22 protein-coding genes are annotated in these 26,900 nt (G+C 46.5%); 7 read left to right on the top strand and 15 right to left on the bottom strand.

Features of this window, described 5'->3' with window-relative positions; genetic code table 11:
• Positions 1 to 4 precede the first annotated feature (4 nt).
• From hisA to hisG, 13 genes are all read right to left on the bottom strand, one after another.
• Positions 5 to 724, bottom strand: coding sequence for a 1-(5-phosphoribosyl)-5-[(5-phosphoribosylamino)methylideneamino]imidazole-4-carboxamide isomerase (gene hisA, locus ESB13_RS01675; protein WP_129001302.1), 720 nt, complete (start codon positions 722 to 724; stop codon positions 5 to 7).
• A 38-nt stretch (positions 725 to 762) separates the two neighbouring features.
• Positions 763 to 1,353 carry an imidazole glycerol phosphate synthase subunit HisH gene (gene hisH, locus ESB13_RS01670; RefSeq protein ID WP_129001301.1) on the bottom strand — a complete coding sequence of 197 codons (591 nt, stop codon included), beginning with the start codon at positions 1,351 to 1,353 and terminating at the stop codon, positions 763 to 765.
• Positions 1,354 to 1,375: 22 nt separating this feature from the next.
• Positions 1,376 to 2,146: a tryptophan synthase subunit alpha gene (gene trpA, locus ESB13_RS01665; RefSeq protein ID WP_129001300.1), complete on the bottom strand. Its 771-nt coding sequence runs from the start codon at positions 2,144 to 2,146 to the stop codon at positions 1,376 to 1,378.
• Between the two features lie 22 nt (positions 2,147 to 2,168).
• Positions 2,169 to 3,365: a tryptophan synthase subunit beta gene (trpB, locus tag ESB13_RS01660; protein ID WP_129001299.1), complete on the bottom strand. Its 1,197-nt coding sequence runs from the start codon at positions 3,363 to 3,365 to the stop codon at positions 2,169 to 2,171.
• Positions 3,366 to 3,370: 5 nt separating this feature from the next.
• Positions 3,371 to 4,069: a phosphoribosylanthranilate isomerase gene (locus ESB13_RS01655; RefSeq protein WP_246022396.1), complete on the bottom strand. Its 699-nt coding sequence runs from the start codon at positions 4,067 to 4,069 to the stop codon at positions 3,371 to 3,373.
• 23 nt (positions 4,070 to 4,092) lie between these two features.
• Positions 4,093 to 4,869, bottom strand: coding sequence for an indole-3-glycerol phosphate synthase TrpC (trpC, locus tag ESB13_RS01650; protein ID WP_129001298.1), 777 nt, complete (start codon positions 4,867 to 4,869; stop codon positions 4,093 to 4,095).
• Positions 4,870 to 4,882: 13 nt separating this feature from the next.
• Positions 4,883 to 5,875 carry an anthranilate phosphoribosyltransferase gene (gene trpD, locus ESB13_RS01645; protein ID WP_129001297.1) on the bottom strand — a complete coding sequence of 331 codons (993 nt, stop codon included), beginning with the start codon at positions 5,873 to 5,875 and terminating at the stop codon, positions 4,883 to 4,885.
• A gap of 55 nt (positions 5,876 to 5,930) precedes the next feature.
• Positions 5,931 to 6,518, bottom strand: a complete 588-nt coding sequence (locus ESB13_RS01640; protein WP_129001296.1) for an anthranilate synthase component II — start codon at positions 6,516 to 6,518, stop codon at positions 5,931 to 5,933.
• A 5-nt stretch (positions 6,519 to 6,523) separates the two neighbouring features.
• Positions 6,524 to 7,972 carry an anthranilate synthase component I family protein gene (locus ESB13_RS01635; protein WP_129001295.1) on the bottom strand — a complete coding sequence of 483 codons (1,449 nt, stop codon included), beginning with the start codon at positions 7,970 to 7,972 and terminating at the stop codon, positions 6,524 to 6,526.
• Positions 7,973 to 8,188: 216 nt separating this feature from the next.
• Positions 8,189 to 9,337: a bifunctional histidinol-phosphatase/imidazoleglycerol-phosphate dehydratase HisB gene (gene hisB / locus ESB13_RS01630; protein ID WP_129001294.1), complete on the bottom strand. Its 1,149-nt coding sequence runs from the start codon at positions 9,335 to 9,337 to the stop codon at positions 8,189 to 8,191.
• A 30-nt stretch (positions 9,338 to 9,367) separates the two neighbouring features.
• The gene (gene hisC / locus ESB13_RS01625) at positions 9,368 to 10,414 is read right to left on the bottom strand and encodes a histidinol-phosphate transaminase (protein WP_129001293.1); all 1,047 of its coding nucleotides are present in this window, start codon (positions 10,412 to 10,414) and stop codon (positions 9,368 to 9,370) included.
• 32 nt (positions 10,415 to 10,446) lie between these two features.
• Positions 10,447 to 11,718, bottom strand: coding sequence for a histidinol dehydrogenase (hisD, locus tag ESB13_RS01620; protein WP_129001292.1), 1,272 nt, complete (start codon positions 11,716 to 11,718; stop codon positions 10,447 to 10,449).
• Positions 11,719 to 11,837: 119 nt separating this feature from the next.
• Positions 11,838 to 12,728, bottom strand: a complete 891-nt coding sequence (gene hisG / locus ESB13_RS01615; protein WP_129001291.1) for an ATP phosphoribosyltransferase — start codon at positions 12,726 to 12,728, stop codon at positions 11,838 to 11,840.
• An 84-nt stretch (positions 12,729 to 12,812) separates the two neighbouring features.
• Between hisG and ESB13_RS01610 the strand changes: the two genes are divergently transcribed.
• Positions 12,813 to 13,091 (top strand): hypothetical protein, encoded by a 279-nt coding sequence (locus ESB13_RS01610; RefSeq protein ID WP_129001290.1) that lies wholly within the window; start codon positions 12,813 to 12,815, stop codon positions 13,089 to 13,091.
• Between the two features lie 35 nt (positions 13,092 to 13,126).
• Positions 13,127 to 14,986 carry a BamA/TamA family outer membrane protein gene (locus tag ESB13_RS01605; protein ID WP_246022394.1) on the top strand — a complete coding sequence of 620 codons (1,860 nt, stop codon included), beginning with the start codon at positions 13,127 to 13,129 and terminating at the stop codon, positions 14,984 to 14,986.
• Between the two features lie 13 nt (positions 14,987 to 14,999).
• Here ESB13_RS01605 and ESB13_RS01600 read toward each other — a convergent pair whose 3' ends face one another.
• Positions 15,000 to 16,337, bottom strand: coding sequence for a GH1 family beta-glucosidase (locus ESB13_RS01600; protein ID WP_129001289.1), 1,338 nt, complete (start codon positions 16,335 to 16,337; stop codon positions 15,000 to 15,002).
• Positions 16,338 to 16,629: 292 nt separating this feature from the next.
• Here ESB13_RS01600 and ESB13_RS23710 point away from each other — a divergent pair, with 292 nt between their 5' ends.
• Genes ESB13_RS23710 through ESB13_RS01585 form a run of 4 tightly spaced genes read left to right on the top strand, consistent with a single transcriptional unit; the run spans position 16,630 to position 22,500 of the window.
• Positions 16,630 to 16,806, top strand: a complete 177-nt coding sequence (locus tag ESB13_RS23710) for a hypothetical protein (RefSeq protein ID WP_164974064.1) — start codon at positions 16,630 to 16,632, stop codon at positions 16,804 to 16,806.
• Between the two features lie 31 nt (positions 16,807 to 16,837).
• Positions 16,838 to 18,208 carry a glycoside hydrolase family 43 protein gene (locus ESB13_RS01595; RefSeq protein ID WP_129001288.1) on the top strand — a complete coding sequence of 457 codons (1,371 nt, stop codon included), beginning with the start codon at positions 16,838 to 16,840 and terminating at the stop codon, positions 18,206 to 18,208.
• Between the two features lie 24 nt (positions 18,209 to 18,232).
• Positions 18,233 to 20,023, top strand: a complete 1,791-nt coding sequence (locus ESB13_RS01590) for an NPCBM/NEW2 domain-containing protein (protein ID WP_129001287.1) — start codon at positions 18,233 to 18,235, stop codon at positions 20,021 to 20,023.
• A gap of 5 nt (positions 20,024 to 20,028) precedes the next feature.
• The gene (locus tag ESB13_RS01585) at positions 20,029 to 22,500 is read left to right on the top strand and encodes a glycoside hydrolase family 31 protein (protein WP_246022393.1); all 2,472 of its coding nucleotides are present in this window, start codon (positions 20,029 to 20,031) and stop codon (positions 22,498 to 22,500) included.
• Positions 22,501 to 22,589: 89 nt separating this feature from the next.
• Here the strand turns inward: ESB13_RS01585 and ESB13_RS01580 are convergent, their stop codons facing one another.
• Positions 22,590 to 23,471: a helix-turn-helix domain-containing protein gene (locus tag ESB13_RS01580; RefSeq protein ID WP_129001286.1), complete on the bottom strand. Its 882-nt coding sequence runs from the start codon at positions 23,469 to 23,471 to the stop codon at positions 22,590 to 22,592.
• A gap of 367 nt (positions 23,472 to 23,838) precedes the next feature.
• Between ESB13_RS01580 and ESB13_RS01575 the strand changes: the two genes are divergently transcribed.
• Positions 23,839 to 26,898, top strand: coding sequence for a SusC/RagA family TonB-linked outer membrane protein (locus tag ESB13_RS01575; RefSeq protein ID WP_129001285.1), 3,060 nt, complete (start codon positions 23,839 to 23,841; stop codon positions 26,896 to 26,898).
• The last annotated feature ends 2 nt before the right edge of the window (positions 26,899 to 26,900 follow it).

The following is a 26,900-nucleotide window of genomic DNA, read 5'->3' as shown; positions in this document are numbered from 1 at the left end:
ACACTTAGTGTGTAAAGTATTTGAGTTCACCGAGCGATATACGTCCTTCATAAATGGCTTTACCAATGATAACACCACTGCATCCTATTTTATGGAGGGCGTGAAGATCATCGATACCGGCGACACCACCGCTGGCAATGAAATGCAGGCCGGGGAAGCGCTGTATAACTTTTTCGTACAGGTCGAGAGAAGGGCCCTGTAAGAGACCATCTTTACTTACATCGGTACAGAAAAGCTGGCCAATGCCATATTTTACATATTTATCTATAAAGCTAAAGATGTCGACATCCGTTGTTTCAAGCCATCCTCCTACTGCGATCTTTTCGTCTTTTACATCGGCACCAAGCAAGAACTTTTCTGCGCCAAAACGGGTGATCCATTCAGCGAACATGTCTTCATTCTTCACAGCCAGGCTTCCTATGGTAGCCATAGCAGCGCCGGCATCGAATACGATGTGCAGATCTTCTTCTTTTTTGATACCTCCACCGAAGTCGATGATGAGGTTGGTGTTGGCCGCGATATCTTCCAGGACTTTCCAGTTTTGGACGGCGCCGGCTTTAGCGCCATCGAGATCGACCAAGTGGAGTCTTTTGAGGCCTGCAGCTTCAAACTCTTTGGCGATTTCAAGCGGGTTTTCGTTGTAGACCTTTTTCTGGGCGTAGTCGCCCTGAGTAAGTCTGACACATTTTCCATCGATGATGTCTATGGCAGGAATGATGATCATTTTGTTTCCAGGTTAAGGAGTGGATAATCGGGTTTCTATCAGAGGTTAATAAAATTACTCAATATTGTTTCGCCTGCTGCTGCACTCTTCTCCGGGTGAAACTGAACGCCATAAAAGTTCCCTTTATGCAAGGCCGCGCTATAGGGCCTGATATAATCGGTGGTAGCGATGGTATGTGGCCCCGATGCCGCGCAGTAGCTGTGTACGAAGTAGCAATAGCTTTCTTCGGGCACCCCTTGAAACAGCGGTGTTTTCAGCTCTGCTATGGTGTTCCAGCCGATCTGCGGGATTTTGATGGTGGGGTCTTCGCTCCTGAAACGGCTTACTTTTTCGTCGAAGATGCCGAGGCAGGGCGTATCATTTTCTTCGGAGTAAGCGCACATGAGCTGCATACCCAGGCAAATGCCCAAAACGGGCTGTTCCAGGCTCTTAATGAGGGTATCGAGGGATCTTTCCTGCAGGTAGCGCATAGCGCTGCTGGCCTCCCCTACACCCGGGAAAATCACTTTATCTGCCTTGCGGATAAGATCATGGTCGTCGGTCACCAATGCCTGGGCGCCTATGCGTTCCAGGGCGTATAGAACCGACTGAATATTTCCTGCGTTGTATTTTACTATAACCGTATTCATGAGTTATGATCCGTATTCTGTATTATTTCAAAACTGATGCAAGGAAATCCGAGGTGGCTTTATCGATATCTGCGGCGTTGTTAAGCGCTTTAATATAAGCTGATCCGATAATAGCGCCATTGGCATATCCTGCTGCCGCTTCAAAGCTAGCTTTATCTTTTATACCGAAACCTATTAAAACCGGGTTCTTCAGTTCCATTTCCTGTAATTTTCTGAAATACCCTTCCTGCGCTTTCAGGTCTTTGTCTTTACCGGTGGTGGAAGATGAAGAAACGGCGTAGAGAAAACCTGAAGTGAGGTTATCGAGCTGCCTGATACGGGCTTCGGAAGTTTCAGGTGTTACCAGGAAAATGAAGTCGAGGCCATATTTATTGATGATGGCGCCATATTCCGTTTCAAATTCATAAGGTGGCAGGTCGGGGAGAATCAGTCCATCAACGCCCGCCGCTGCTGCATCGGCGCAGAATTTTTCGAAGCCATATTGCAACACGGGGTTCATATATCCCATGAGTACTATGGGCAGACTTATCTCTTTGCGGCAATCTTTCAACTGGCTGAACAATACCGACAGGGACATGCCATTTTCGAGGGCTTTCATGCTGCTATCCTGTATCACGGGGCCATCGGCCAGGGGATCGCTGTAGGGCATCCCCAGTTCAACGATATCGGCACCATGTTGCTGCAGGGCTTTCATTACGGCAAGCGTACTGTTTAGTTCCGGGAAACCAGCGGTACAGTAGACGTTTAAGACATTTTGTTTTTTGCTCCCGAAGAGTTTAGCTATGCGACTCATTCCTTTTGTTTTACTTTTTGACTTAGATCCGGTCCATTTTATTCATATAGGTGGCAAGGTCTTTATCGCCTCTGCCGCTCAGGCATAATACGATGGTTTCCTTACCTGAGAGCTTCATCTGGTTCAATGCGGCCAGTGCGTGTGATGATTCCAGCGCCGGGATAATACCTTCCAGTTTGCAGAGATTAAATGCTGCGGCAACCGCGTCGTCGTCTGTAGCACTGAGGAAAGTACCTCTTCCGCTTTTAAACAGGTGGGCGTGCATGGGGCCAATACCGGGATAATCGAGGCCGGCTGATATGCTGTGCGGCTCTACCACCTGTCCGTCTGCCGTTTGCATCACCAGGCTTTTGCTGCCGTGTAAAACACCGGGATTACCAAGCTGGGTGGTAGCGGCACTCCTACCACTGTTAACACCATGGCCTGCTGCTTCTACAGCCACCAACTGTACGGAAGGCTCGTCGAGGAAATGATAGAAGGCTCCTGCGGCATTACTACCACCACCTACGCAGGCGATGACGTGTGAAGGCAATTCTTTACCCGTTGTAACTTTGAGCTGCGCTTTTATTTCTTCGCTGATGACACTCTGAAAGCGGGCAACCATATCCGGGTAAGGATGTGGGCCAACTACCGAACCAATCACATAGTGTGTATCGGTAGGATTGTTGATCCAGTCGCGGATGGCTTCGTTGGTTGCATCCTTCAGTGTTTTGCTGCCACTGACTGCGGGGATGACTGTAGCGCCGAGCATACGCATACGGGCTACGTTGGGCGCCTGGCGTTCTATATCTTTTTCGCCCATGTACACGATACATTCTATGCCTTTGAGGGCACAAACGGTAGCGGTTGCCACGCCATGCTGACCAGCACCGGTTTCGGCTATGATGCGTTTTTTACCAAGGCGCTGCGCCAACAGTACCTGACCAATCGCGTTATTGATCTTGTGTGCACCGGTGTGATTCAGGTCTTCACGTTTAAGATAGATAGCGGTATTGTATTGTTTGCTTAACCTTTCGGCGAGGAACAACGGCGTAGGCCTGCCAACGTAATCGCGCAGCAGGGCATGGAATTCTTTCTGAAAGTTTTCCTCATACATGATATCGAGGTAACGCGATTTCAGTTCTTCCACGTTGGGGTGCAGCATTTCGGGGATATAGGCTCCACCGAAGCTGCCATAGTACCCGTGTTCATCGGGCCGTTGGTAAGTTGTTTGTTCCATTTTATCTAAAAAGGTTTAAGCTCGTCGAGGAAGGTCTTGATCTTAGACATATCCTTCAGTCCGGGCATTATTTCAAATTTGCTGTTCACGTCGACCGCGAACAGGTCTTTTGCCACCGGTTGCTGCTGGAAGTCGAGCAGGTGGCGTGCGTCGGCGGGTTCTATTCCTCCGCTGAGTAAAAAGGGTTTTTGAATGTTTTCGTTTTTAATGAGCTCCCAGTTAAACTTTTTGCCGGTGCCTCCGTATCCTGCGCCTTCGGTATCGAAGAGGAACATATCGGTGGCATCGTAATAGTTCTTTATTTTCCAGGCGACGTTATCGTCTTCCGCAATCCTGAATGCTTTAATGACAGTAACGTAGTCGGCGATCTTTTCGCAATAGCGCGGGTTTTCATCACCGTGCAACTGAACGAGGTAGAGCCCGCATTCGTCGACAATACGCAGCACTTCTTCCATGGGAGCGTTTACAAAAACGCCTACTTTGTTGATATGGCCTTTGATCTTTTTAATTTCAGCGGCAGTCATGCTGTTCAATACATACCGTGGTGAGCGCGGATAGAAGATAAATCCTGCGAATTCCACGCCCCATTCGTCGAGTTGCTGTACCTGGTCGGCCCTGGTCATACCACAAACCTTAACCCTGATACCGCGCACCGCTTCGAGCGGTTTTGGGGGTAAATGACTGTCATAAGCGCTGTGTTCCATAACCCTGCTTGTTTTGTTCTGGTTTACAAATGTTTCACAAAATCAGCAAAGGCAATCGAAGGATCCGGTTGTTTCATAAAGTTTTCCCCTATCAGGAAGCCTTTAAAGCCGGCTTGTTTCAGCGTTTTAATGGTTTCCGGATCGCTGATACCGCTTTCTGCCACGGCTGGTTTGTGTGCCGGCATTTTGCCGATCAGCCTGAGGGAAGTATTGATATCTACTTCAAACGTTTTAAGATTACGGTTGTTCACGCCGACCATATCCACTTCGTTACAAATATGCACCAATTCGGATTCGTCGTGAATTTCGAGCAATACTTCGAGTTTCAGGCTTTTTGCAAATGCCGCCAGCGACTGCACCCTTTCGGGTGTGAGACAAGCTGCGATCAAAAGTATTACATCTGCACCAATTGCTTTGGCTTCCACAACCTGGTATTCATCGACCATAAAGTCTTTACGCAGAATGGGCACCTGTTGTTGCCTGGCCAGCAACAAATCGGCGTTGCTGCCACCGAAAAAATCAGTATCGGTAAGCACAGAAAGCCCTGAAGCCCCCAGGCGGGCATAAGTAGCGGTTACGTCTTCTACGGAAGCCTGGCCATTGATGATACCTTTGGAAGGCGACTTTCTTTTAAACTCCGCGATAATACCTGTGCGTTCGGGGTTTACAAGAGACTGAGAAAGGGACAGGGTTGTTCTTTCAAAGAAAGGTTCTTTCTCCAGGTCCGCTACGGTGCGTAAAGCCTTACGTTCAGCGATCTCTTCTTTTTTCCTGGCGACGATAGTATCTAAAATATTCATGAGGTAGGAGCTATTATTGCAATGAAATTAGTTTCTGGAGGCTGGCGTATGCTTTACCGCTTTCGAGGCTTTCCACTGCCGCGGCATATGCATCGTTATAAGAAGCGTATTTACCGGTACAATTAAGCGCCATTGCGGCGTTTGCAAGAACTACGGCTGTTTGCGCCCAGGAGCCTTCGCCTTTGATCACTGCCTTAAATATACGGGCTGCTTCTTCTGTAGTATTACCACCATAGATGTCCTGCGGCGACACCAGGCGTTTGCCGAGGTATTCCGGCGTAAGGATGGCTTCGCCCTGGTTATTGATGACTTTGGTATCGTTGGTAAGCGATATTTCGTCGTAACCATCAAGGCTATGAATGATAGTAAAAGCTTTGCCTGTTTGCTGGAGCAGGTAGTTATAAATTCTTGCCATTTCCAGGCTGTACACTCCTATCAGCTGGTATTCGGGAGCCGCCGGGTTTACCACAGGGCCGAGCATATTGAAGAAGGTACGCAATCCCAGATTCTTACGAATGGGTGCCACCACTTTCAATGCCGGGTGGAATACAGGGGCATGCAGGAAGCAGATATTTGCTTCTTCCACTTCTTTCCGGAGCCTGGCGGCATCGTTTTTAAAAGAGTACCCTAACTGTTCCATGACATTTGATGCACCGCTTACGCTGGTGGCGCCGTAGTTGCCATGTTTGGCTACTTTATGACCGGCGCCCGCCACAATGAAGCAGGCGAGTGTGGACACGTTAAATGTATTCTTACCATCGCCGCCGGTACCTACGATGTCTACCAGCGGATAACCACCGAGGTCTACTTTCACGCAAAGGTCGAGCAACGCTTCCCTGAAGCCTTGCAATTCTTCGACTGTAATGCTGCGCATCAGGAAGACTGTGATAAAGGATGTGACCTCGTATTCACTGTACATGCCCGAGGAGATATTTGTCAGTATTTCTTTCGCCTGTTCTCTTGAAAGAGTTTTATGTTCGAAGAGGTATTGTAAGATCTTTTTCACTTGAATCTTTTTAATTTTTAAAAAGGAGTTGTTGCGTTTTTTGTTTTAGCTGTTATTACTGGCTAAGCCAATTACGCATCATTTGTTCTCCTTTTGGCGTAAGCACACTTTCCGGATGAAATTGAACACCCTGCACATCGTATGTTTTATGGCGAAGGGCCATGATGAAGCCATTTTCATCTTCCGCGGTTATTTCAAGGGTATCAGGGAAACCTTCTTTACCTATGACCCAGGAATGATACCTGCCTACTTCGAACTGCTGCGGCATCTCGCGGAACAACGCGTTGGGCGCTGCTGTTGCTGCGGGTGTATCCAGTAACTGAATGGGTGTAGCTATGCCGTGATATACATTAGAAAGATTCACCAGTGTACCACCGAATGCCTGTCCTATAGCCTGGTGACCAAGACAAACACCGAGGATGGATTTTGTTGCCGCGTATTCTTTAATCAGCGGCAGCAGTAATCCTGCTTCTTCAGGGATACCGGGGCCGGGAGAAAGAATTATTTTATCATAATCTTTCACTTTTTCGAGTGGCAACTTATCGTTGCGGTGTACTTCTACCTTTTCGTGCAGGATCTTTTCTACCAGGTGCACCAGGTTATAGGTGAAAGAGTCGTAGTTATCGAATACCAATACTTTCATAATCGTTAGAATAAGTTGTTTGCGCTTAATTCATCGGCCAGTTCGATTGCTTTTTTCAAAGCGCCGAGTTTATTGTTGACTTCCTGGAGTTCGCTTTCCGGTTTGGAGGCGGCAACCACGCCGGCTCCGGCCTGGTAATACAGTGTATTTTTGCGGCTCAGGAAGCTACGGATCATGATTGCATGATTGCAACTACCATCGAAGCCCATAAAACCGATACATCCACCATAATAACCACGCTGTGTCGGTTCGTACTGATCGATCAATTGCATGGCCTTGAATTTAGGTGCGCCGCTGAGGGTTCCTGCGGGGAAAGTAGTAGCCAACAGGTTGAAAGGATTCATACCCGGCTGTACTCTTCCATTCACTTCGCTTACCAGGTGAATAACATGAGAATAGTATTGCACCTGGCGGTAGTGTTTCACTTCTACCTGGTCGCAAAGCCTGCTGAGGTCATTCCTTGCGAGGTCGACCAGCATGGTATGTTCTGCATTTTCTTTTGCGTCTTCGAGTAAAGCCGCTGCCAGTTCTTTATCGCGTTCGGCATTGCCTGTGCGTTTGAAAGTTCCTGCAATGGGGTGCACCACTGCTTTACCGTCCCTGATGATCAATTGAGATTCGGGGCTGGAACCAATGAGTTTATAATCGCCGTAGTCGAAGAAGAAGAGGTATGGAGATGGGTTTACGTTACGGAGCGCCCTATATACGTTGAATTCGTCGCCGGTAAATGATTGCTGAAAACGGCGGCTCAATACGATCTGGAACACATCACCTCTCAGACAGCTCTGGATGCCTTTCTGTACCATATTGGTATAGTCGTCATCGGTCATATTAGAGGACTCTGCTCCCTGAGATTGGAAAGGATAAGTTGGGACGTCTTTACTTTTTATCAGCGATTCTACCAGGCCCAGATCACTTTCCAGTCCATCTACCCTGTTTTCGCAGAGGTACATTTCGTCTTTGAAATGGTTTATGATGATCACGTATTGATAGAGGCGGTAGCGCATAAGGGGTAACAAATAAGTAGAGGACTTGTCATCACCTGTTTTTGGCTGGTTGAAACTAATGGTATCGAAGAACTGCACCGCATCGAAAGTGGTATAACCAAAGAGGCCCTGCGCTGCTTTTGCCGGCGCTTCATCCGCTTCTTTTACGTCGAATCCGGACATAAAATCCCAGATCATCTGCGGCACTGCTTCTTTGTTCTTTACAGCTGTTTTCTCGGGTTTGCGGCCGGGATATTTGAACTCTACCGAATTGAAATCGGAGACTTCAATTCCGCCGATGGCGTTGATGCCAATAATAGAGAAACAGTTATCTGCCGCATGATAATCTGCGCTTTCGAGCAAGATGGTATCCCGGAAGCGGTCCCTGATCCTGAGATAGATACCTACCGGCGTATGAACGTCGGACAGCATTTTTTTTGAGCGGGTTATTAGTTCTATTTTTTTCATACCCATTGTTTCCTTAGCGCAATCTTTGTTAAATAAAAAAAAGGCCCCGACATAAAAGTCGAGGCCTTCGAATATTGTTCAGTATTGGCAATGCCGCTACAAGCCCCGACCGGAGTTTGTATGCCACCACCAATGTTTGTTTATTAACTGTACTTTCATAACACTGCGAATTTGCGACAGAAAACCGAAACGAACAAAAAAAATTATAAAGTGCCATTATAATACACCTTTGGTACTTGGAAGGTGGTTGCTCAAAGGATCGCGTTTCACCGCCATACGTATTGCCTTGGCAAACGCTTTAAAAATGGCTTCTATTTTATGATGCTCATTGTCGCCTTTGCAGGAAATATTGAGGTTACATTTAGCGGCGTCGCTGAATGATTTAAAGAAGTGGAAGAACATTTCGGTAGGCATCTCCCCTATCTTTTCCCTTTTAAACTCCGCATCCCATACGATCCAGTTACGGCCACCGAAGTCGATCAGCACTTTGGCCTCCGCTTCGTCCATAGGCAGGGCAAAGCCGTACCGTTCCATCCCTCTTTTATCGGCCAGGGCCAGGGCAAAGGCTTCGCCGAGGGCCAGACCGGTATCTTCGATGGTATGGTGTTCATCGATATGCAGATCGCCTTTGGTGATAATGTTGAGATCCATTTTACCGTGACGTGCGATCTGATCGAGCATATGATCGAAGAAACCCAGGCCGGTGTCGATGTTTGCCTTACCGCTGCCATCAAGATTGAGTTCTACCCTGATCTTCGTTTCGTTCGTATTACGTTCGTGGGTCACTTTACGCAGGCCGAGTTTCAGGAACTCATATATGTCTTTCCAGGAAGTAGATTCCAATGCAATGCAGGCACTCCATCCACCTTCGGGCGGCGCTATTTTTTCCAGTTCACCGGCACCCAGTTCCGGATCGTTGTTCAACCAAATGGCTTTACTACCCAGGTTCTTTGCCAGCACAACATCGGTGATACGGTCGCCTATTACGAAAGAATTAGCAAGGTCGTATTCCGGGTTATCAATATAAGCGGTTAACATGCCTGTATTGGGTTTACGGGTAGGCCTATTATCCTTTGCGAAGGTTTTATCGAAGAAGGCTGCTTTGAATTCGATGCCTTCATTGACCAGGCTTTTCATGATAAAGTCCTGGATGGGATGGAAGCTTGATTCGGGATACCCTTCGGTACCAAGTCCATCCTGATTGCTAACCATTACCAGTTCATAGTCCAGCTCTGCTGCAATGCGTGAGAGGTAAGTGAAAACCCCCGGATAAAATTCGAGTTTATCCCAGCTATCGATCTGGTAGGTAGGCGGCGCTTCGTTGATGATCGTTCCGTCCCTGTCTATAAACAATACTCTTTTCATAATATATCAGCTACAATAATTGAAATAAGGTTAATAAAGACTTCCGAGTGCGTCGACCAGCAACGTGTTTTCCTGTTCAGTACCGATGGTAATACGGAGGCAGTCGTCGCAAAGCTTTACGTTGCTGCGGTCGCGTACAACGATACCTTTGGTGAGCAGGTATTCATACACTTTTTTGGCTTCCCTGATCTTTACAAGGAGGAAGTTGGCATCGGACTCATATACTTTTTCCACTCCGGGAATCTGTACCAGCACTTCGGCCAGGGCGTTGCGCATGTCCACGATCAGGCGGATCATATCGTTCACCTGTCCTACTTCTTCCAGGGCCTGCAAGGCGAGTTCCTGTGTTACCTGGTTGATGTTATAGGGTGGTTTCACCCTATCCATTATTTCAATGATGGCATCGGAAGCGAAGCTCATGCCCAGGCGCAGGCCCGCAAGCCCCCAGGCTTTGCTGAAGGTTTGCAATACTACCAGGTTAGGATATTCTGCGAGTTCCCCAACCCAGGAGCGCTGGCGGGAGAAGTTGATATAGGCTTCATCTACCACTACCAGGCCGTTGAAATTATTGAGTACGGTTTCAATATCGGTGCGATTCAGGGAGTTGCCGGTTGGATTATTGGGAGAGCAGATCCAGATGAGTTTTGTATTGGCATCGGCGAGGCTTTCGAGGTGAACCAGGTCGAGCTGAAAATCGTCGAGCAGCGGCGCTTTACGGACTTCGACGTTATTGATATTGGCGCTTACCTCGTACATGCCGTAGGTAGGCGGGCAAATGATCACATTGTCTTTACCGGGTTCGCAGAAGCAGCGATACAGCAGGTCGATACATTCATCGCTACCATTGCCCAGGAAGATCTGGTTTGTTTGCGCCGATTTTACTTTGGCGATGGCCTGTTTCAGCTTTACCTGGTGTGGATCGGGGTATCTATTATACCATTTCATCAGTGGGGAGCCGAGGCTGTTTTCATTAGCATCGAGGAATACCTTTGCTTCGCCGGAGAATTCATCTCTTGCGGAGGAGTAAGGCGCCAATGTTTTTATGTTGTTGCGGGTAAGCGCATCTAAGTTGAACATATATAAACGTTACGGGTTGCTGAATCAATTTATTATAAACGGATGGTTACTGCGTTGGCGTGGGCCTGGAGGCCTTCGGCTTCGGCCATGGTGGTAACGGTACCGGCAATACGCTGTAAACCTTCGGGAGATAATTTCTGATACGTGATCTTTTTCACGAAACTATCTACACTTACGCCGCTATAAGAGCGGGCAAAGCCGTTGGTAGGCAGGGTATGGTTGGTACCGCTGGCATAGTCGCCCACGCTTTCCGGGGCATAGTTACCCAGGAATACGGAACCTGCATTGGAAATACGTTCTGCTATGGCTTCTTCGTTCTCACACGCTATGATGAGATGTTCAGCAGCGTATTCGTTAACCAGGGCAATTGCTTCTTCGATCGAAGGCATTACTATGGCTTTGCTGTTTTCCAATGCTTTGGCGGCGATGTCGCGGCGTGGCAACTGTTCCAACTGGCGGGTCAGCTCCTGTTCTACTTCCGTTACCAATTCTTTTTTATCTGTTACCAGCAACACCTGGCTATCGGCACCATGTTCGGCTTGTGACAAAAGGTCGGCTGCGATAAAGGCGGGGTTAGCTGTGTTATCGGCCAGGACACATACTTCACTGGGACCTGCGGGCATATCGATTGCCAATCCCTGCTGCTGTACCAGTTGTTTTGCGCAGGTAACGTACTGGTTGCCGGGGCCAAAGATCTTATAGACCTGTGGTACCGTTTCGGTACCGTAAGCCATAGCTGCAATAGCCTGTACTCCTCCTAATTTGTAGATGCGGGTAACACCTACAAGCTGGGCTGCATATAGAATAGCGGGATTCAATGTACCCTCTTTCGAGGGAGGAGAACACAGGACTATTTCTTTACAACCTGCTATATTGGCCGGGATGCCTAACATGAGGATGGTAGAGAATAGCGGCGCAGAACCTCCGGGGATATAGAGTCCTACCTTTTCGATGCCCACACTTTTGCGCCAGCAGCGGATACCGGGCATAGTTTCGATTACTTCGGAGCCGGCGAGCTGGTTTTCGTGAAAGGCTTTGATATTGGCAGCGGCTACTGCGATTGCCTGTTTCAAGGCAGCAGGCAAGCTTTGAACTGCATTCACGAGTTCGTCGGGCGTTACAGCCAGTTCATTTAGTTCGACACCGTCGAACAATGCGGTATATTTTTTCAGGGCCTGGTCGCCATTCAGCTTTACCTCATTCAGTACTGCGGCCACTTTCTCCTGTAATGCGGAAGCGTCGAATACCGGTCTTTGCAGGATTGCTTTCCAGGTTTCCTGTGCGGGATTTATATATAAGTCCATGGATGACAGATAACAGATAACAGATAACAGATGGCAGAGGCGATGGCAGAGAAGCTTATGGGTAGAAAATAAAAACACATCTCCACCATCGGCCTATCTACCATCTACTATCTCATTTATTAAAGAATCATTTTTTCGATGGGAACAACTAGGATGCCTTGTGCGCCTGCGGCTTTGAGGCGTTCGATGATGTCCCAGAATTCGTTTTCGCTAAGCACGCTGTGAACGCTGCTCCATCCTTGTTCTGCCAGGGGAAGCACTGTAGGGCTTTTCATACCTGGTAACAGGGAGATGATCTCGTCGAGCTTGTCGTTGGGCGCGTTGAGCAGGACGTATTTTGTATTTTTTGCTTTTTTAACGGACTGGATGCGGAACAGCAGCTTATCGAGGATAGCCTGTTGTACGGGGCCGAGGTCCTGGTTTTTGATGAGAATTGCCTGTGATTTAAGAATAGACTCCACTTCCTGCAGGCCATTCATGAAGAGCGTAGATCCACTGCTCACCAGGTCGCAGATGGCGTTGGCGAGGCCAATGCCTGGAGCGATTTCGACACTACCGGAGATCTCGTGAATCTCGGCCTGAACGTTATTCTTATCGAGGAAGTCCTGAACGAGGACGGGGTAACTGGTAGCGATGCGTTTGCCACGGAGACTGGTGGCATCGGTATAGGATTCTCCTTTGGGTACGGCGATAGAAAGGCGGCATTTACCGAAACCAAGCTGTTCGGTTACGTCTACCTTCTTCTTCTTTTCATAGACTACGTTTTCGCCAACAAAGCCAATATCGGCTACTGCGTCTTCCACATATTGGGGAATATCGTCGTCGCGGAGGAAAAACACTTCAAGCGGGAAGTTGGTTGCTTCGCTTTTAAGTTTGTTGACTCCATTACTGATATCGATGCCACATTCTTTCAGGAGACGCATAGAGTCGTCGTGTAAGCGTCCGGATTTCTGAATAGCCAGTTTAAGTTTGATGCCGGGCCTTTCCGGAGTTGTGTTTGTAGCGCTCATATTGTTTTGTTGTTATTCGATTCGTTAAGGGAATAAAAAAAGGGCCTACCCTGCGGTAAGCCCTTTCAATGTTTTTATTGTGATATGCACAAGCAACACCGGCCTACCCGTGGGGTAAGAAATGATGGTGATGATGGATGTGCATTTGTAATTTCATGGGGCAAAAATACAGGAAAATTGATTCCACCAAAGTTTTTGTATCAGAAAGTTAAAAAAAGTAGCGGTAACGTAACATCAGATGAAAGAAAAACGTATTATAAGCTACATATTCCGGAACAAAAACAAAACGGCGAGATAATTGCAACGGAAAGTGTTATTATGCAATCATTTAACACAGATTACCATAAAATCCTTTTACCTTAAATACAAATAAGATCCAACTGTTAGTGCGGCCCCCGTTGTTTATATGGTTTTTCCTGTTCTTCTTTTGCCTGTGCGGCGCGAGGGCATTATGCCAGGAGCGCGACAGCAGCACTGCTATTGGCACCAAGGACAGCACGGAGGGTAAGAAGAAAAAGAAGGATAATATATTCAAGAAGGTTGCTGATTTTACCCTGGGTGCCGTTACACGCAGTGCCGGTACGGATACCGGGCAGGCCACATTAAATGTAAAGGTTGAGGATCCGTATATTCCTTATATAGGCAAAATAATCCGTAAAATACATATCAAGCAGCTGGGATTTGAAAGCCCTATCACGGACACTTCGAACCGGATCTCTTATGTAGGTACAAAGTTATTGAACAGTACCCACCGTGATACGAGAGACTGGGTGATACGTGACAACCTGTTCATCAAGGAAGGAGACGAGGTTAGTCCCTTCCGGCTGGGTGATAACGAACGATTCCTGCGTTCCTTAAACTTTATGCAGGATGCACGTATTGTAATAAAGGAGATACCAGGCTACGAGGATTCTGTTGACGTGGAAGTTATCACCAAGGACCTGTTTACGATACAATTCGAGGTAAATGATGCCAGCCCGGGGCGCTTCCGCGGCAAGATAGGTGACGCCAACGCGTTTGGGATGGGACAGCGAATTACCGTCAGCACCCTGTTCGAAACGGAGCGTACACCGGGTAGTGGTTTTGAGTTTCAGTATATGAAGAGCAATATTGCGAATACATTCATCAACGGTTCACTCACTTATTCGGACATCAATAATAATATACGTGACGGGCGCCAGAATGAGCATGGATGGCGCATACAGTTCGACCGTCCTCTTTATTCCCAGTTCGCGCATGTTTCGGGAGCATTATCCATAGGCAACTATCAGTCGCTCAACAACTACAATCAGCCAGACAGTTTGTTCTATGGCTACCGGTACAATATTGTAGACGGCTGGATTGGTTATAACCTGCGAACAGGATCGAGAGAATATGACCGCCAGTTTGTAGGTGTCCGTTATATGAATATACCTTTTTCGGAAGTACCTAAACAAATAGGCGATAAATACGATGAGCGTTTTAACAGCAAGGAAGCCCTCCTTGCCTCTTATACTTTTTTCCGGCAGAACTTCTATAAAACCAACTACCTGTATGGCTTTGGTTTAACGGAGGACGTTCCGTACGGCTATAATATTGCTTTGACGGGTGGCTGGTATAAGCAGAAGGGGTTATCGAGGCCTTATGCCGGCATAGATGCCAACCGGTATATTGTTAGTAAAACCGGGCATATCATCCAGTATTTCCTTCGCACGGGCGGTTTTATCAAGGATGGCAAGTTCGAGGATGCCAGCATGCTGGCGGGGGCCAGTTTTTTCAGCAGGCTGATGGATGTACGCAAGGTACGGATGCGGCAGTATTTCCGGTTTAGCGCCACCAGGCAGTTCAACCGTGTAGCTATAGATCCATTACGTATCGACAATGCTTTCGGCATCCGTTATTTCAGCTCCGACTCCATATTGGGTAACAAACGTTTCAGCGTACACTCTGAAACGTTTTTCTTTCTGCCTTATAAATTCTTCGGTTTCAAGTTTGCGCCATTCTTTTTCGGCGATGCCTCGCTGTTGACGCCCGAAGCGCGTGATCTTAAAAAATCGGAGCTATACTATTTTATAGGTGGCGGTGTAAGAACCCGGAACGAGAACTTTGTATTTGGAACGATAGAATTACGCGGGGTTTATTATCCGAAGACACTGCCCTATACCAGCCAATTCAAGATCATGATCAACAGCAGCCTTAATTTCAGGTATAACAGTACCTATATTAAAGCTCCCGGGATCATACAACTGAACAATGACGACAACAATAGTATTTTCTAGCGCTTCTTTTGCTTTACTTCTGCAGGAAATCACGGAACCAGTAACCAGAGTTTTTGATGGTACGTAACTGGGTTTCAAAGTCGACATGAATTAAGCCAAAGCGTGCTTTGTATCCTTCGGACCATTCAAAGTTATCCATTAGTGTCCAAGCCATATAACCTTTGATATTGACGCCTTCGTGTTTGGCTTTGTGCATGGCTTTCAGGTATTCTTCGAAATAGGCGATACGGGCGGTATCGTTGACTACGCCATCAACCACTTCATCTTTAAAGCAGGCGCCGTTTTCGGAGATGATGATCTCTTTTACTGAACCGTAGTGCCAGAATTTCTTAATGATCCTGTAGAAACTTTCACCATTGATCTCCCATCCCATTGCCGTATGCGGCACTTTCCTGGTGGCGGCTTTTACTTCCGAAGCCTGTATAATGGGCATAATAGAATTATGACGGATCGTTACCGGGAAATAGTTCTGCAGGCCTATGAAGTCGAAATTAAAGCGCATGCGATCGGTGAACTTCCAGGCTTTGGTATAGATCTCGAGTTTTTCGAGGAATTTAAAATCGTCTTTCGGATATCCTCTTCCGAGGGCAGGTTCTATGAAGAGGCGATTCAGCAGAATATCCATTCTTTTAGCGGCCTGTACATCGAGGTCTCTATCGGTATGGGGTATTACTTCGGAGCAGGAGAAAGTGGTGCCGATATATGCTTTGGGAACCAGGTCGCGGATGACCCTCCCGCCATCGGCCTGGCAAAGGACGGCATTATGAATTGCCGGCAGGAAGTTACTCATGCCTGTTTTACCCGGCGCGTGTTTCCCGAGCATATAACCCAGGGAGGTAAAGCCCATGGGTTCGTTGAGGATGATCCAATCTTTTACCCTGTCGCCAAAAGCTTCGGCACAAACTGTTGCATAGCGGGTAAACCAGCGTGTCATGCGGTGACTGGTCCAGCCTCCCTCCTTTTCAAGGGCGTAGGGCAAATCCCAATGGTAAAGGGTTACAAAGGGTTTTAATCCCAGCTTGAGGCATTCGTCGATGACTTTGTTATAGAAGTTGATACCTTCCTTATTTACTTTACCGGTGCCATCGGGCAGGATGCGTGACCAGGCAATGGAGAAACGGAAAACATTAAAACCCAGGGCTTTGGTGAGCAGGAGGTCATCTTTATAGCGATAATAGAAGTCGCAGGCGTCATATGGTTTATGGCCGCCTTTGATCTTGCCCTGGCGGCGCGAGAAAGCATCCCAGATAGACAATCCACGGCCGTCAATGTTATAGGCACCTTCGTTCTGCTGTGCTGCGATGGCCACCCCCCACAAAAAATCTTTTCCAAACTGACTGGATTTCAGCATGCTTCGTGTTTATGAACAAAGATAGAGCGCCGGGAAGCGGAAAGTATGGGCGAGAAGGGCGGTTAATGTTATGTTTCTATTAACTGATCGTCCTTCGCGACCGAACGGAGGTTTTAATGGCATGCTGCGTAGCGTGAATAAGGCGCCGCCCCCTAAGTAATTGATAATTAATTACAATGACTGCAAAAAATCAACATATGTGACAAATGATTCAACAAAATTATCAGGCCTGCTGCCCCAATAATTTTACTTTCATTCCCGATTCTATTTCTCATTCCGCAGTTATTGTCATATGAAAATTATCAGAAATCACGCACTTCTTGCCTACCAGGAATTGGGTATCCGAGCCATCCTTCTTTATCCTGTTTTAACGGAAAAGGCGATGCGCCCCGTTCCAATCAGTTACGAAATTTCCGGAACCAATTGGAGCGGCAGAGATCCGGCATGGTGCAAGAAAGTCAACTCCTAAAAACTAATCAGATAAAACATTGATCATTGTTATGAAACAGAAACTGGCAACAATAATAGCAGCCACCTTACTATGCGGCACAGCCAATAGTCAAAATCCGATTATTCAAACAAAGTTTACTGCCGATCCGGCTCCCATGGTTTATAAAGACACCGTTTTCCTTTATACCAGCCATGATGAAGATGATGCGCCTCCCGGCCAGGGCAGATTCCTGATGCGCGACTGGCTTTGTTACACTTCGACGGATATGGTAAACTGGACGGATCACGGCCCGGTAGCTTCTCTGAGAAATTTTAAATGGGCGGACAAGGCCATTACCGGCTGGGGCGGTTTCGATAATGGTGCATGGGCCCCTCAAACTATTGAACGAGACGGGAAGTTTTATCTATACTGCCCTGTTCAGGGCAGGGGAATTGGCGTGTTAGTGGCAGACAACCCGCGCGGGCCGTTCGTTGATCCGCTGGGGCACCCGCTGATCGGCGATAAATACGATAGCATAGACCCCACCGTATTCATAGACGACGATGGACAAGCTTATTTATACTGGGGTAATCCTAATCTCTGGTATGTAAAACTAAACAAAGACATGATTTCGTTGGCGGGTCCCATTATTAAAGACTCCAGTTTTGCCAAAATAAAAGATCAGAAAGATCCTTTTCATTACCAGGAAGGTCCGTGGGCTTATAAGCGTAACGGGAAGTATTATATGGCTTATGCTTCTACCTGCTGTCCCGAAGGCATAGGCTATGCTATGAGCAACAGTCCCGCTGGTCCATGGGAATTTAAAGGATACATTATGAAGCCAAATGGGAAATCGACAGGTAACCATCCGGGTATTATTGACTACAAAGGGAAGTCATATGTCTTTGGATTTAACTTCCGGATCAACTTCATGCTGACAGAAAAGCACCATGAAAGGCGTTCTGTATGCGTGGAAGAATTTAGTTATAATCCTGATGGCACCATACCGGAACTTCCCTGGTGGCGTGAGGAAGGCATCCGGCAAATTGGTACGCTCGATCCCTACAAACTTACAGAGGCAGAAACCATCGCCTGGTCTGCCGGTCTGAAAACCAATAAAGACAGCAGTACAGGGAATGTATATGTAACAGATATCAATAATGGCGACTATCTTATTATTAAAGGTGCAGACCTTAAAAAGGGGCCTGCCTCATTTAAAGCCAGGGTGGCACCCAAAGCAGGCGGCAACATAGAGATCCGGCTGGATAGTTTACAGGGGCAATTGCTTGGCACCTGCCGGATTGATAAGGGCTTCCCTCCTCAATGGATAAATGTCAAGAGCAAACTCGCCCGTCAAAAGGGCGTACATGATATCGTGCTGGTTTTTAAAGGCGGAGAGGGCGAGCTCTTTGATTTTGACTGGTGGCAAATGATCAACTAACCAATAACCCAAACATCTTACAAAATGCGATTAAAACATATCAGTTTTGGGGTGATAGGAATTTTCCTTGGATTCACGAGCGCGATTGCGCAATCGTCTTCCCGGTTCCTGCAATATGCCCCTAAGCCAACGCTCGGATGGAACAGCTGGGATATCTTCGGCACCACAGTAACCGAACAGCAGGTAAAAGAACAGGCTGACGCCATGGCGAAACATTTACTACCTTATGGATACAACTACCTCACGGTGGATATTCAATGGTATGAGCCATCGTCAGGCGGGCATGCCTATAATCCCAAAGCAATCCTTACGATGGATGATTACGGGCGGTTAACGCCAGGATTGAAAAAATTTCCGTCTGCGGCCGATGGCAAGGGTTTTAAACCACTTGCTGATTATGTTCATTCAAAGGGTTTAAAATTCGGGATCCATATCATGCGCGGCATACCGCGCCAGGCGGTGGAGAAAAACACACCTGTTATGGGCACAAATGTGGGCGCCCAGGATATAGCTTTAAGGCGTTCTATCTGTCCATGGAATCCGGATATGTATGGCGTAGATGCCACCAAACCTGAGGGGAAAGCCTATTACAATTCCATCATTGAAATGTATGCCGGATGGGGCGTAGATTTCATTAAGGTGGATGATATATCACGCCCGTACAACGATGTGCAACAAGCGGAAATAGAAGCTATCCGTTCGGCGATAGATAAAACCGGGCGGCCCATTGTGCTTAGTTTATCTCCGGGAGCAACGCCGGTATCAGCGGGTGAGCATGTAATGAACCATGCGAACATGTGGCGCATTACAGATGATTTATGGGACACATGGTATTCACTGCGCGCCATGTTTGAACGCCTGAATGCGTGGACACCCTATCGGGGTTCAGGACATTTTCCTGATGCAGATATGCTTCCCATAGGCATTATTGATTTCAAACGGCCAACCAATTTTACGCAGGACGAGCAATATACCTTAATGAGCTTATGGTCCATTGCACGCTCTCCGTTGATCTTCGGCGGCGATATGACCCAACTGGATACGTTCACAAAGAAAATGCTTACCAACCGGGAGGTTCTTAGCGTAAACCAGGAAAGTATCAACAATCGCCAGGTATACCGCAATCAAAACCTTGTAGTCTGGACGGCGGACGTACCTAAAAGCAAAGATAAATATGTTGCACTTTTCAACGCACAAAGCGTAGGCGACAATATAGACTTCTATAATGCCGACTACGCCAGTCCTGTGATAGCGGGAAAAGGAAATTCACACAAAGTAGAGATCTCTGTTAAAAATGCAAAGAAGCTCGTGCTTTTTGTGCAAAATGGCGTCGGTTTGACATTTACCGATGCAGCATGGATAAACCCGGTACTTCATGGTCCTAAAGGAGACCTTAAACTAACGGAATTGAAATGGCTCTTTGGTTCCGCAAGCTGGGGGCAAGCACGTGTAAACTGCACCTGCGACAACAAGCCACTAATGATAGACGGCAAAGAAGTTGAAGGCATTGGCACCAAGGCAGTATCCGATATTATCTATGAGCTACCCGAGGGATATGATTCTTTTTCAGCTACCGGCGTTGTTATGCAGGAACAAGGATCAGTTGTATTTGGGGCGCTGGCGGATAAAGGCCCTGCCAATATACCAGACAAAGCCCTCGTGAGCGTAACGTTAGATTCCATTGGCATTAAAGGCAAAGTAAAGGTCCAGGATCTGTGGACGGGCAAAGATATCGGGATATTCCAAGGAACCTTCAGCCGCGAGTTACCCCAACACGGCGCAGGACTATATAAACTAACACCACTTAACAAATAGAAATTATGATGAGAAAGAAATGTTTAGTGTTATTGCTACTGGTTTTTCAGTTACAGCTAAGCCAGGCACAGTCATTTACAAAAGACGATGGCGGTATTAAAGCCACTGTGAACGGGACAGAGATCAGCATCCGTTTATATACCCCTTCGCTGGTGCGGATAATAAAGTCGCCAGCAGGCAAAACAGTTATAAAAGAAAGTTTGTCAGTTATAAAACAACCTGAGAAAACAGCTTTTACGAGCAAACAAAAAGGCGATAATGTTTCACTGGCAACCGGGAAAATAAAAGTTGATTTGAATCTCAAAACAGCAACAATCACTTTTACTACAGCATCGAACCTGGCGCTGCTTCCTGAAAAAGCAGCCGGCACTTTTACCAGCTTTAATGATGCCGGAAATGCAACTTATACAGTTGAGCAAACATTCTCACTTGAAAAAGAAGAAGCCATTTATGGCCTCGGCCAGCAGCAAAGCGGGAAGCTGTCGCAACGTAATGTAAAGCTGAATATGATACAGGGTAATACAGACGACTATGTACCCTTTTTCGTTTCAACAAAAGGTTATGGCCTGTTCTGGGACAACTACTCTCCTACTGCCTTTGAAGATAAACCCGAAGGAACATCCTTTAAATCGGATGTAGGAGATTGTATTGATTATTACTTTATGTACGGCGGTAATATTGACGGAACGATAGCCTGTATGCGCGACCTTACAGGCCAGGTACCCATGTTTCCATTATGGACATATGGTTTCTGGCAGAGTAAGGAGCGCTATAAAACACAGGATGAACTGGTGGGAGTGGTAAAAAAGTACCGCGAGCTGGGAGTGCCGCTGGATGGGATTATTCAAGACTGGCAATACTGGGGTAATAACTATTTATGGAATGCGATGGATTTCCTGAATCCAGAGTTTCCTAATCCGCGGAAGATGATTGGGGATATACATGATCAGCATGCACACCTCGCTATTTCCATCTGGAATTCCTTTGGGCCGCATACCTTGCAATACCGGGAGATGGAACCTAAGAAAATGCTACTGAACTTCGAAACATGGCCACAATCGGGCCTTGAAAAATGGCCACCGGATATGAATTATCCATCGGGAGTAAAACCTTATGATCCTTATAATCCTGAAGCACGGGCCATTTACTGGAAGTACCTGAAAAAAGGACTGTTCTCATTGGGTATTGATGCCTGGTGGATGGATTCATCGGAGCCGGATCATTTATCATTCAAGCCTTCAGATTTAGACGAGAAGACCTATCTCGGTTCTTTCCGGAAAGTACGTAATGCCTTCCCGTTGATGACAGTGGGTGGTGTAGCACAAAATCAAAGGCAAACCAGTTCGGACAAAAGAGTATATATCCTGACAAGATCTGCGTTTGCAGGCCAGCAACGTTATGGTTCCAATACCTGGTCTGGTGATGTCAATTCTTCCTGGCAATCGCTGCGTAACCAAATCCCTGCCGGTTTGAACTTTACCCTTACCGGTATCCCTTACTGGAACAGCGATATCGGAGGTTTCTTTGCGGGTGCCTATAACAGAAGCTGGAATGATGGCTCCGGCGCGCGGAACCCTCTTTTCCAGGAGTTGTATACCCGTTGGGCGCAATTTGGGGCATTCACACCTATGATGCGTTCGCATGGGACTGATGTGCCCAGGGAGATCTATCAATTTGGTAAGAAAGGAGAGCCGGTTTATGACGCTATAGAAAAAGCAATCCATCTCCGCTACCTTCTGCTGCCTTATATCTACTCTACTGCCTGGACAGTTACCAATCAGCAATCCAGCTTTATGCGCGCACTGGCAATGGATTTCAATGATAAGAATGTACAGGATATCAACAACGAATACATGTTCGGCAAGTCTATTCTTGTAGCACCTATTGTAAAGGCGCAGTATACGCCGGAAACGATAGTAAAGACAGATGCAGAATCGGGATGGAATAAAAAGGATTCAAAAGATCCTTCCAAAAACAATATTGTGGATTTCACCCAAACGAGAACAACAGAAGTATATTTACCCGGCGGCACGTCGTGGTATGATTTCTGGACCAATCAGCAAATTCAGGGAGGAGAAACCGGTCTTCAGAATACGACCCTGGATATGATTCCACTGTATGTAAAAGCAGGCAGCATCCTTCCCATTGGTCCGGACGTACAATACGCTACTGAAAAGAAATGGGACGAGCTCACTTTTCGGATTTACAAAGGCGCCGATGGTACATTTACACTTTACGAGGATGAAAACGACAATTATAATTACGAAAAGGGGGCTTTTACTACTATCAGCTTCAATTGGGACAACACCCGTAAAACACTTACCATCGGAGACCGGAATGGTAGTTTTAACGGTATGCTGAATGAAAGGAAATTCCGCTTCGTGATTGCCAAACCTGGCGTTGGTATGGGCATGAGCAATGGTCAGGCGGAAAAGGAAATTACTTATAGCGGCAAAAAAGTAGTTATCAAATTTTAAGAAGACATACCTGCGTGCAGGAGATAAAAAAGAAGGTGTATCTTTTACGGATACACCTTCTTTTTTTATGTTACCAAGCCTTTTTATTATTACAAGTAGGCATTATGATGCTGTTCTTTATACTTTCCGGGAGTGAGGCTGGTTACTTTTTTAAAGACCTTAATGAAATGCGGGAGTGTATCGAACCCTGTGGCCTCACTGATCTGGGAAAGTGATAAATCTGTAGTTACCATCAGGTATTGCGCCCGTTCAATTCTTTTGGTATGGATATAAGTCAAAGGTCTTTCCCCTGTTAACTTCAGGAAAAGCCTTGATAAATGATCCGGATGAAGATTGACCATTTTTGCCAGCATACTCACCGTTAGCTGCTTACCGAGATTCAGCTGTATATAGCCCAGCAAATCAACGACACGCGACGGAATATTGCCGTTATCGTCATGTTGCAGTTGTTCAGGAACCACAAACCTGGATACCAGCTGAAGCAGTATTCCCTGCGTTTCCATAAACAATCCATATTCCTGCTTATTATTCAGGTCTTCATATTCCTGATAATAGATATTCTTTTCATAGACCTTAGGATTATCGGATCGGTTAATCTTTCGAAACGGATTAATTTCAAGCAGCCGCTTATAATTAGCCGCATCATGCGGAGAGGCCTGTACTTTGATAATGGTACGCCTGTTATGAAAAAGGGAAATACCATTTAAAGCATCCTCAAAAAAATGAATAAAATATTGCCTCATGTATTCCGGGCACTGGAGATTACAAAGCGTAAAACCTGGGATCAGGTACATAAAACCGGGCTCCAGTTGAAGGGCATGATGCTGATCGGATAAAGAGCCGGCACCTTCATCTATATAATACATCCGGTAATACGGACTCAATACATTCTTATAATTCCAGGCCTCTCCCAGCCTCACGTAATCTACGTTCAATAAGATAAAAGAATGGTTGACAATTCTTCTGCCCATAATCTATAAAGTCGGATTTGTATAATACAAAGTCGAATCTATGCAATTTTCTGCAACAACCGTTTTTCTAGTTTTGTAGAAACGATTGAAATCATGCCTACTTATCAAACAGAGTTCCCAGAGGGCTTTGTCATCCGACATTTGCCACCAACATCAAACAAAATCAATCATTTACCCAAAGTCATTGAATTGACCAGGGACTAAATCAGTAAAACCGTACCCTATTACGGACCAGTTTAGGTGTGTCCGTAATAATTTAAAGAAAGACTAGTTACAATTTTCCGGACAAGAAATGTATAACAGATTTTCAGCATTCCCGGAAACTGTTTCAACTTTTGCCATTTGATAACTCTCCAATTAAAATCTTATGCTTGCCAAAATTGCAAATGCTGCTTTTATAAGAGTTTTCCTGCTTACTGCCATTCTTTTCAGCGGCAGTATAAAAGCATTCAACCAATCTCCTGCGAGGAGAACTTTAAAAGGAACGGTATTTAGTGCAGATAACAAGCCATTGAGCGGTGCTTCTGTTGTTCCCAAAGGAAGCACTACTGCAGGTACTATTACCAGTGACGACGGCAGTTTTTCCATTAATATAACGGAAAAGGAAACCGTACTGGTCATTACAGCCGTAGGGTATGCTGTCAAAGAAGTTCCTGTTACCAGCGAAACAAACTATAGAGTTTCAATGGAAGCCACCGTTAGCAATCTGAATGAAGTAATAGTGGTAGGATACGGCACACAGAAAAAAGTGAACCTTACGGGTTCTGTAGCCACCGTATCTTCCAAGGATATAGAGAACAGACCCGTTACGCAAGCGTCGCAGGCAATTGCCGGGCTGGCTCCCGGGATTGTGGTATCGCAAGGTTCCGGACAACCCGGCAACAATGGTGCAGATATTACCATACGAGGCATTGGTTCCTTTGGTGCAGGCGGCGGCCCTCTTGTACTTGTTGATGGCCTTGCTACTTCCATTAACGATGTAGATCCGAATAACATCGCCAGCGTTACCGTTCTGAAAGATGCAGCATCGGCCTCCATTTATGGCAGCAGAGCTGCAAACGGCGTTGTTTTAATTGAAACGAAGAGAGGCAAAACCGGGAAACTACAGACAACCTATTCCGGTTATGCGGGCTGGCAAAAAGCCACCAACCTACCCGAATTCCTGCCTTCCTGGGAGTATGCCACCCTAAGAAATGAAGCCAATAAAAACGCGGGAAGTTCCGCTGCTTACAGTGCGGCAGATATAGAAAAATTCAGGAATCAATCTGACCCCGATAACTTTCCAGATGTACCGCACTACAAGAATCTTGTTACATCCGGATCAGGATTTCAGACCAGCCATAACCTTAGTTTTATGGGTGGTAACGAAAAAAACAAATACCTGTTCTCTGTAAGTTATCTGAAACAGGAAGGTATCGTTACCAAAAACAGTTACGATCGCTATAATTTTATGCTGAATGATGATGGAAAGATCACAGACAATCTTACACTCAAAGTAAGTTTGAACGGCTATACCGCCTCCCAGACCTCTCCCAGGCAATATGACGGCGGCATGAACAGCATGATCAACTTTGCATTGCGTGAGGGTCCTGTTTATGCCGGCAGAAAGTCGGACGGCACCTATGGCTACCAGGACAACTACAGCCCTGAAGCCTGGCTGGCCAGTAATTCTTTTTATAGTGGCAGCAGTAAATACTTTCTGGGAGGTGGCGAGCTTGCCTGGCAGCCTTTCAAGGGTTTTACGTTAAGCGGTAAGGCAGGCTACAATTTCTGGAGCGGCTATAGCAGGGACTATGCTGCTGACTTCCAGTTCGACGCCAATAAATATGTAGGTCCTAACAATCTTTCCGTTTCCTCGAACCAGGGAACACAGGTAACGCTGCAATCGCTGGCAACCTATACCAATACAATAAGAGATCATCATTTTACCGTACTGGCAGGTGTATCTGAAGAAAAATACAATGACTGGTATATGAACGGCTTCCGGAAAGATTTTCCTACAGCGTTATTATATGAATTGAATGCCGGCTCTGCAACAGGCATGACCAATGGTGGTTCCGCTTCAGCCTGGTCGATGCGTTCATATTTCGGCAGATTGAACTATTCTTTTAAAGAAAGATATTTATTCGAAGCAAACCTGCGGGCAGACGGGACATCCCGTTTCCCTGCGGCAGGCAGATGGGGGTATTTCCCATCCTTTTCTGCAGGATGGCGTATTTCAGAAGAGTCATTTATCAAACACAACGTGCTTTGGATCGACAACCTGAAACTAAGAGCGTCATGGGGTAAACTGGGCAACCAGAACGTGGGCACCTATCCCTACCAGAATCTCGTAAGCCTGGGTCAAAATTATCCGTTCGGCGGCGTATTAAGTTCCGGTGCAGCCACAACAAGGCTCAGCAACTCGGAAATCACCTGGGAAACCACCACTACTACCAACGTGGGTATGGATATGACCATCCTGAAAGGCAAGCTTGGGCTTACGCTGGACTATTTCAACAAGAATACAACGGGTGTGCTTTATACCGTAGCTACATCATCCGTATTAGGTTTATCTACCTCACCTGTTAACATAGGTTCTGTAAACAACAAAGGATTTGAAGCTGCGCTTAACTATAACGAATCTATAGGCAAATTCAATTTTGGTGTAGCACCCAACTTCTCCTATACCAGGAACAGGATCACTTCACTGGCGAACGGACTTACAGAAAATATAAGCAGTGGGCTGTTTGTTGGCCAACCTATAGGCGTTATCTATGGCTTTGTTGCCGATGGCCTGTTTGTTGATCAGACAGATATTTCGAAATACCCCACGCAGCCTTATAATGCTGAACCCGGATTCGTACGTTATAAAGATATCAGTGGTCCTAATGGCGTTCCCGATGGTATAGTAGATGCCACTTATGACCGCAAGGTCATTGGGAACACTGTACCCAAGTACACCTATGGTATCACGCTCACGGCTTCTTACAAAGCATTTGATTTTTATATGCTGGCACAAGGGCTGGGTGGTTATCAGAAACAGATTGGATCCTATGCAGCTTTTGCCTTTTATAATGGCGGCCAGATTCAAAGGTGGCAGGCCGACAACCGCTGGACAACGGAAAATCCGAATGCCAATGCGGAGTATCCCAAGTTAACAAGCCTCAACCAGGGAAGCGGTACCATTATGACTTCTACTTACTGGAATCGAGATGCCAGTTTCCTGCGTGTGAAAAGCCTTCAGGTTGGCTATACATTACCTGCATCTATCACAAACAAAGCTAAAATATCGAGACTCAGGTTTTATTTCAGCGGACAAAACCTGTTCTCCGTGAATTCCTTCTACAAAGGATGGGATCCTGAGATGACGATGTCTACAGGTGACGGATCACAGTTCTACCCGTTAACGGCAGTTTATACATTCGGGCTTAATGCCTCTTTTTAGAA

This window comes from Filimonas effusa (assembly GCF_004118675.1).
GTDB classification, from domain to species: Bacteria; Bacteroidota; Bacteroidia; order Chitinophagales; family Chitinophagaceae; genus Filimonas; species Filimonas effusa.
Note: the sequence above shows the minus strand (reverse complement) of the source record. Positions and strands in the feature narration are given on the sequence as shown.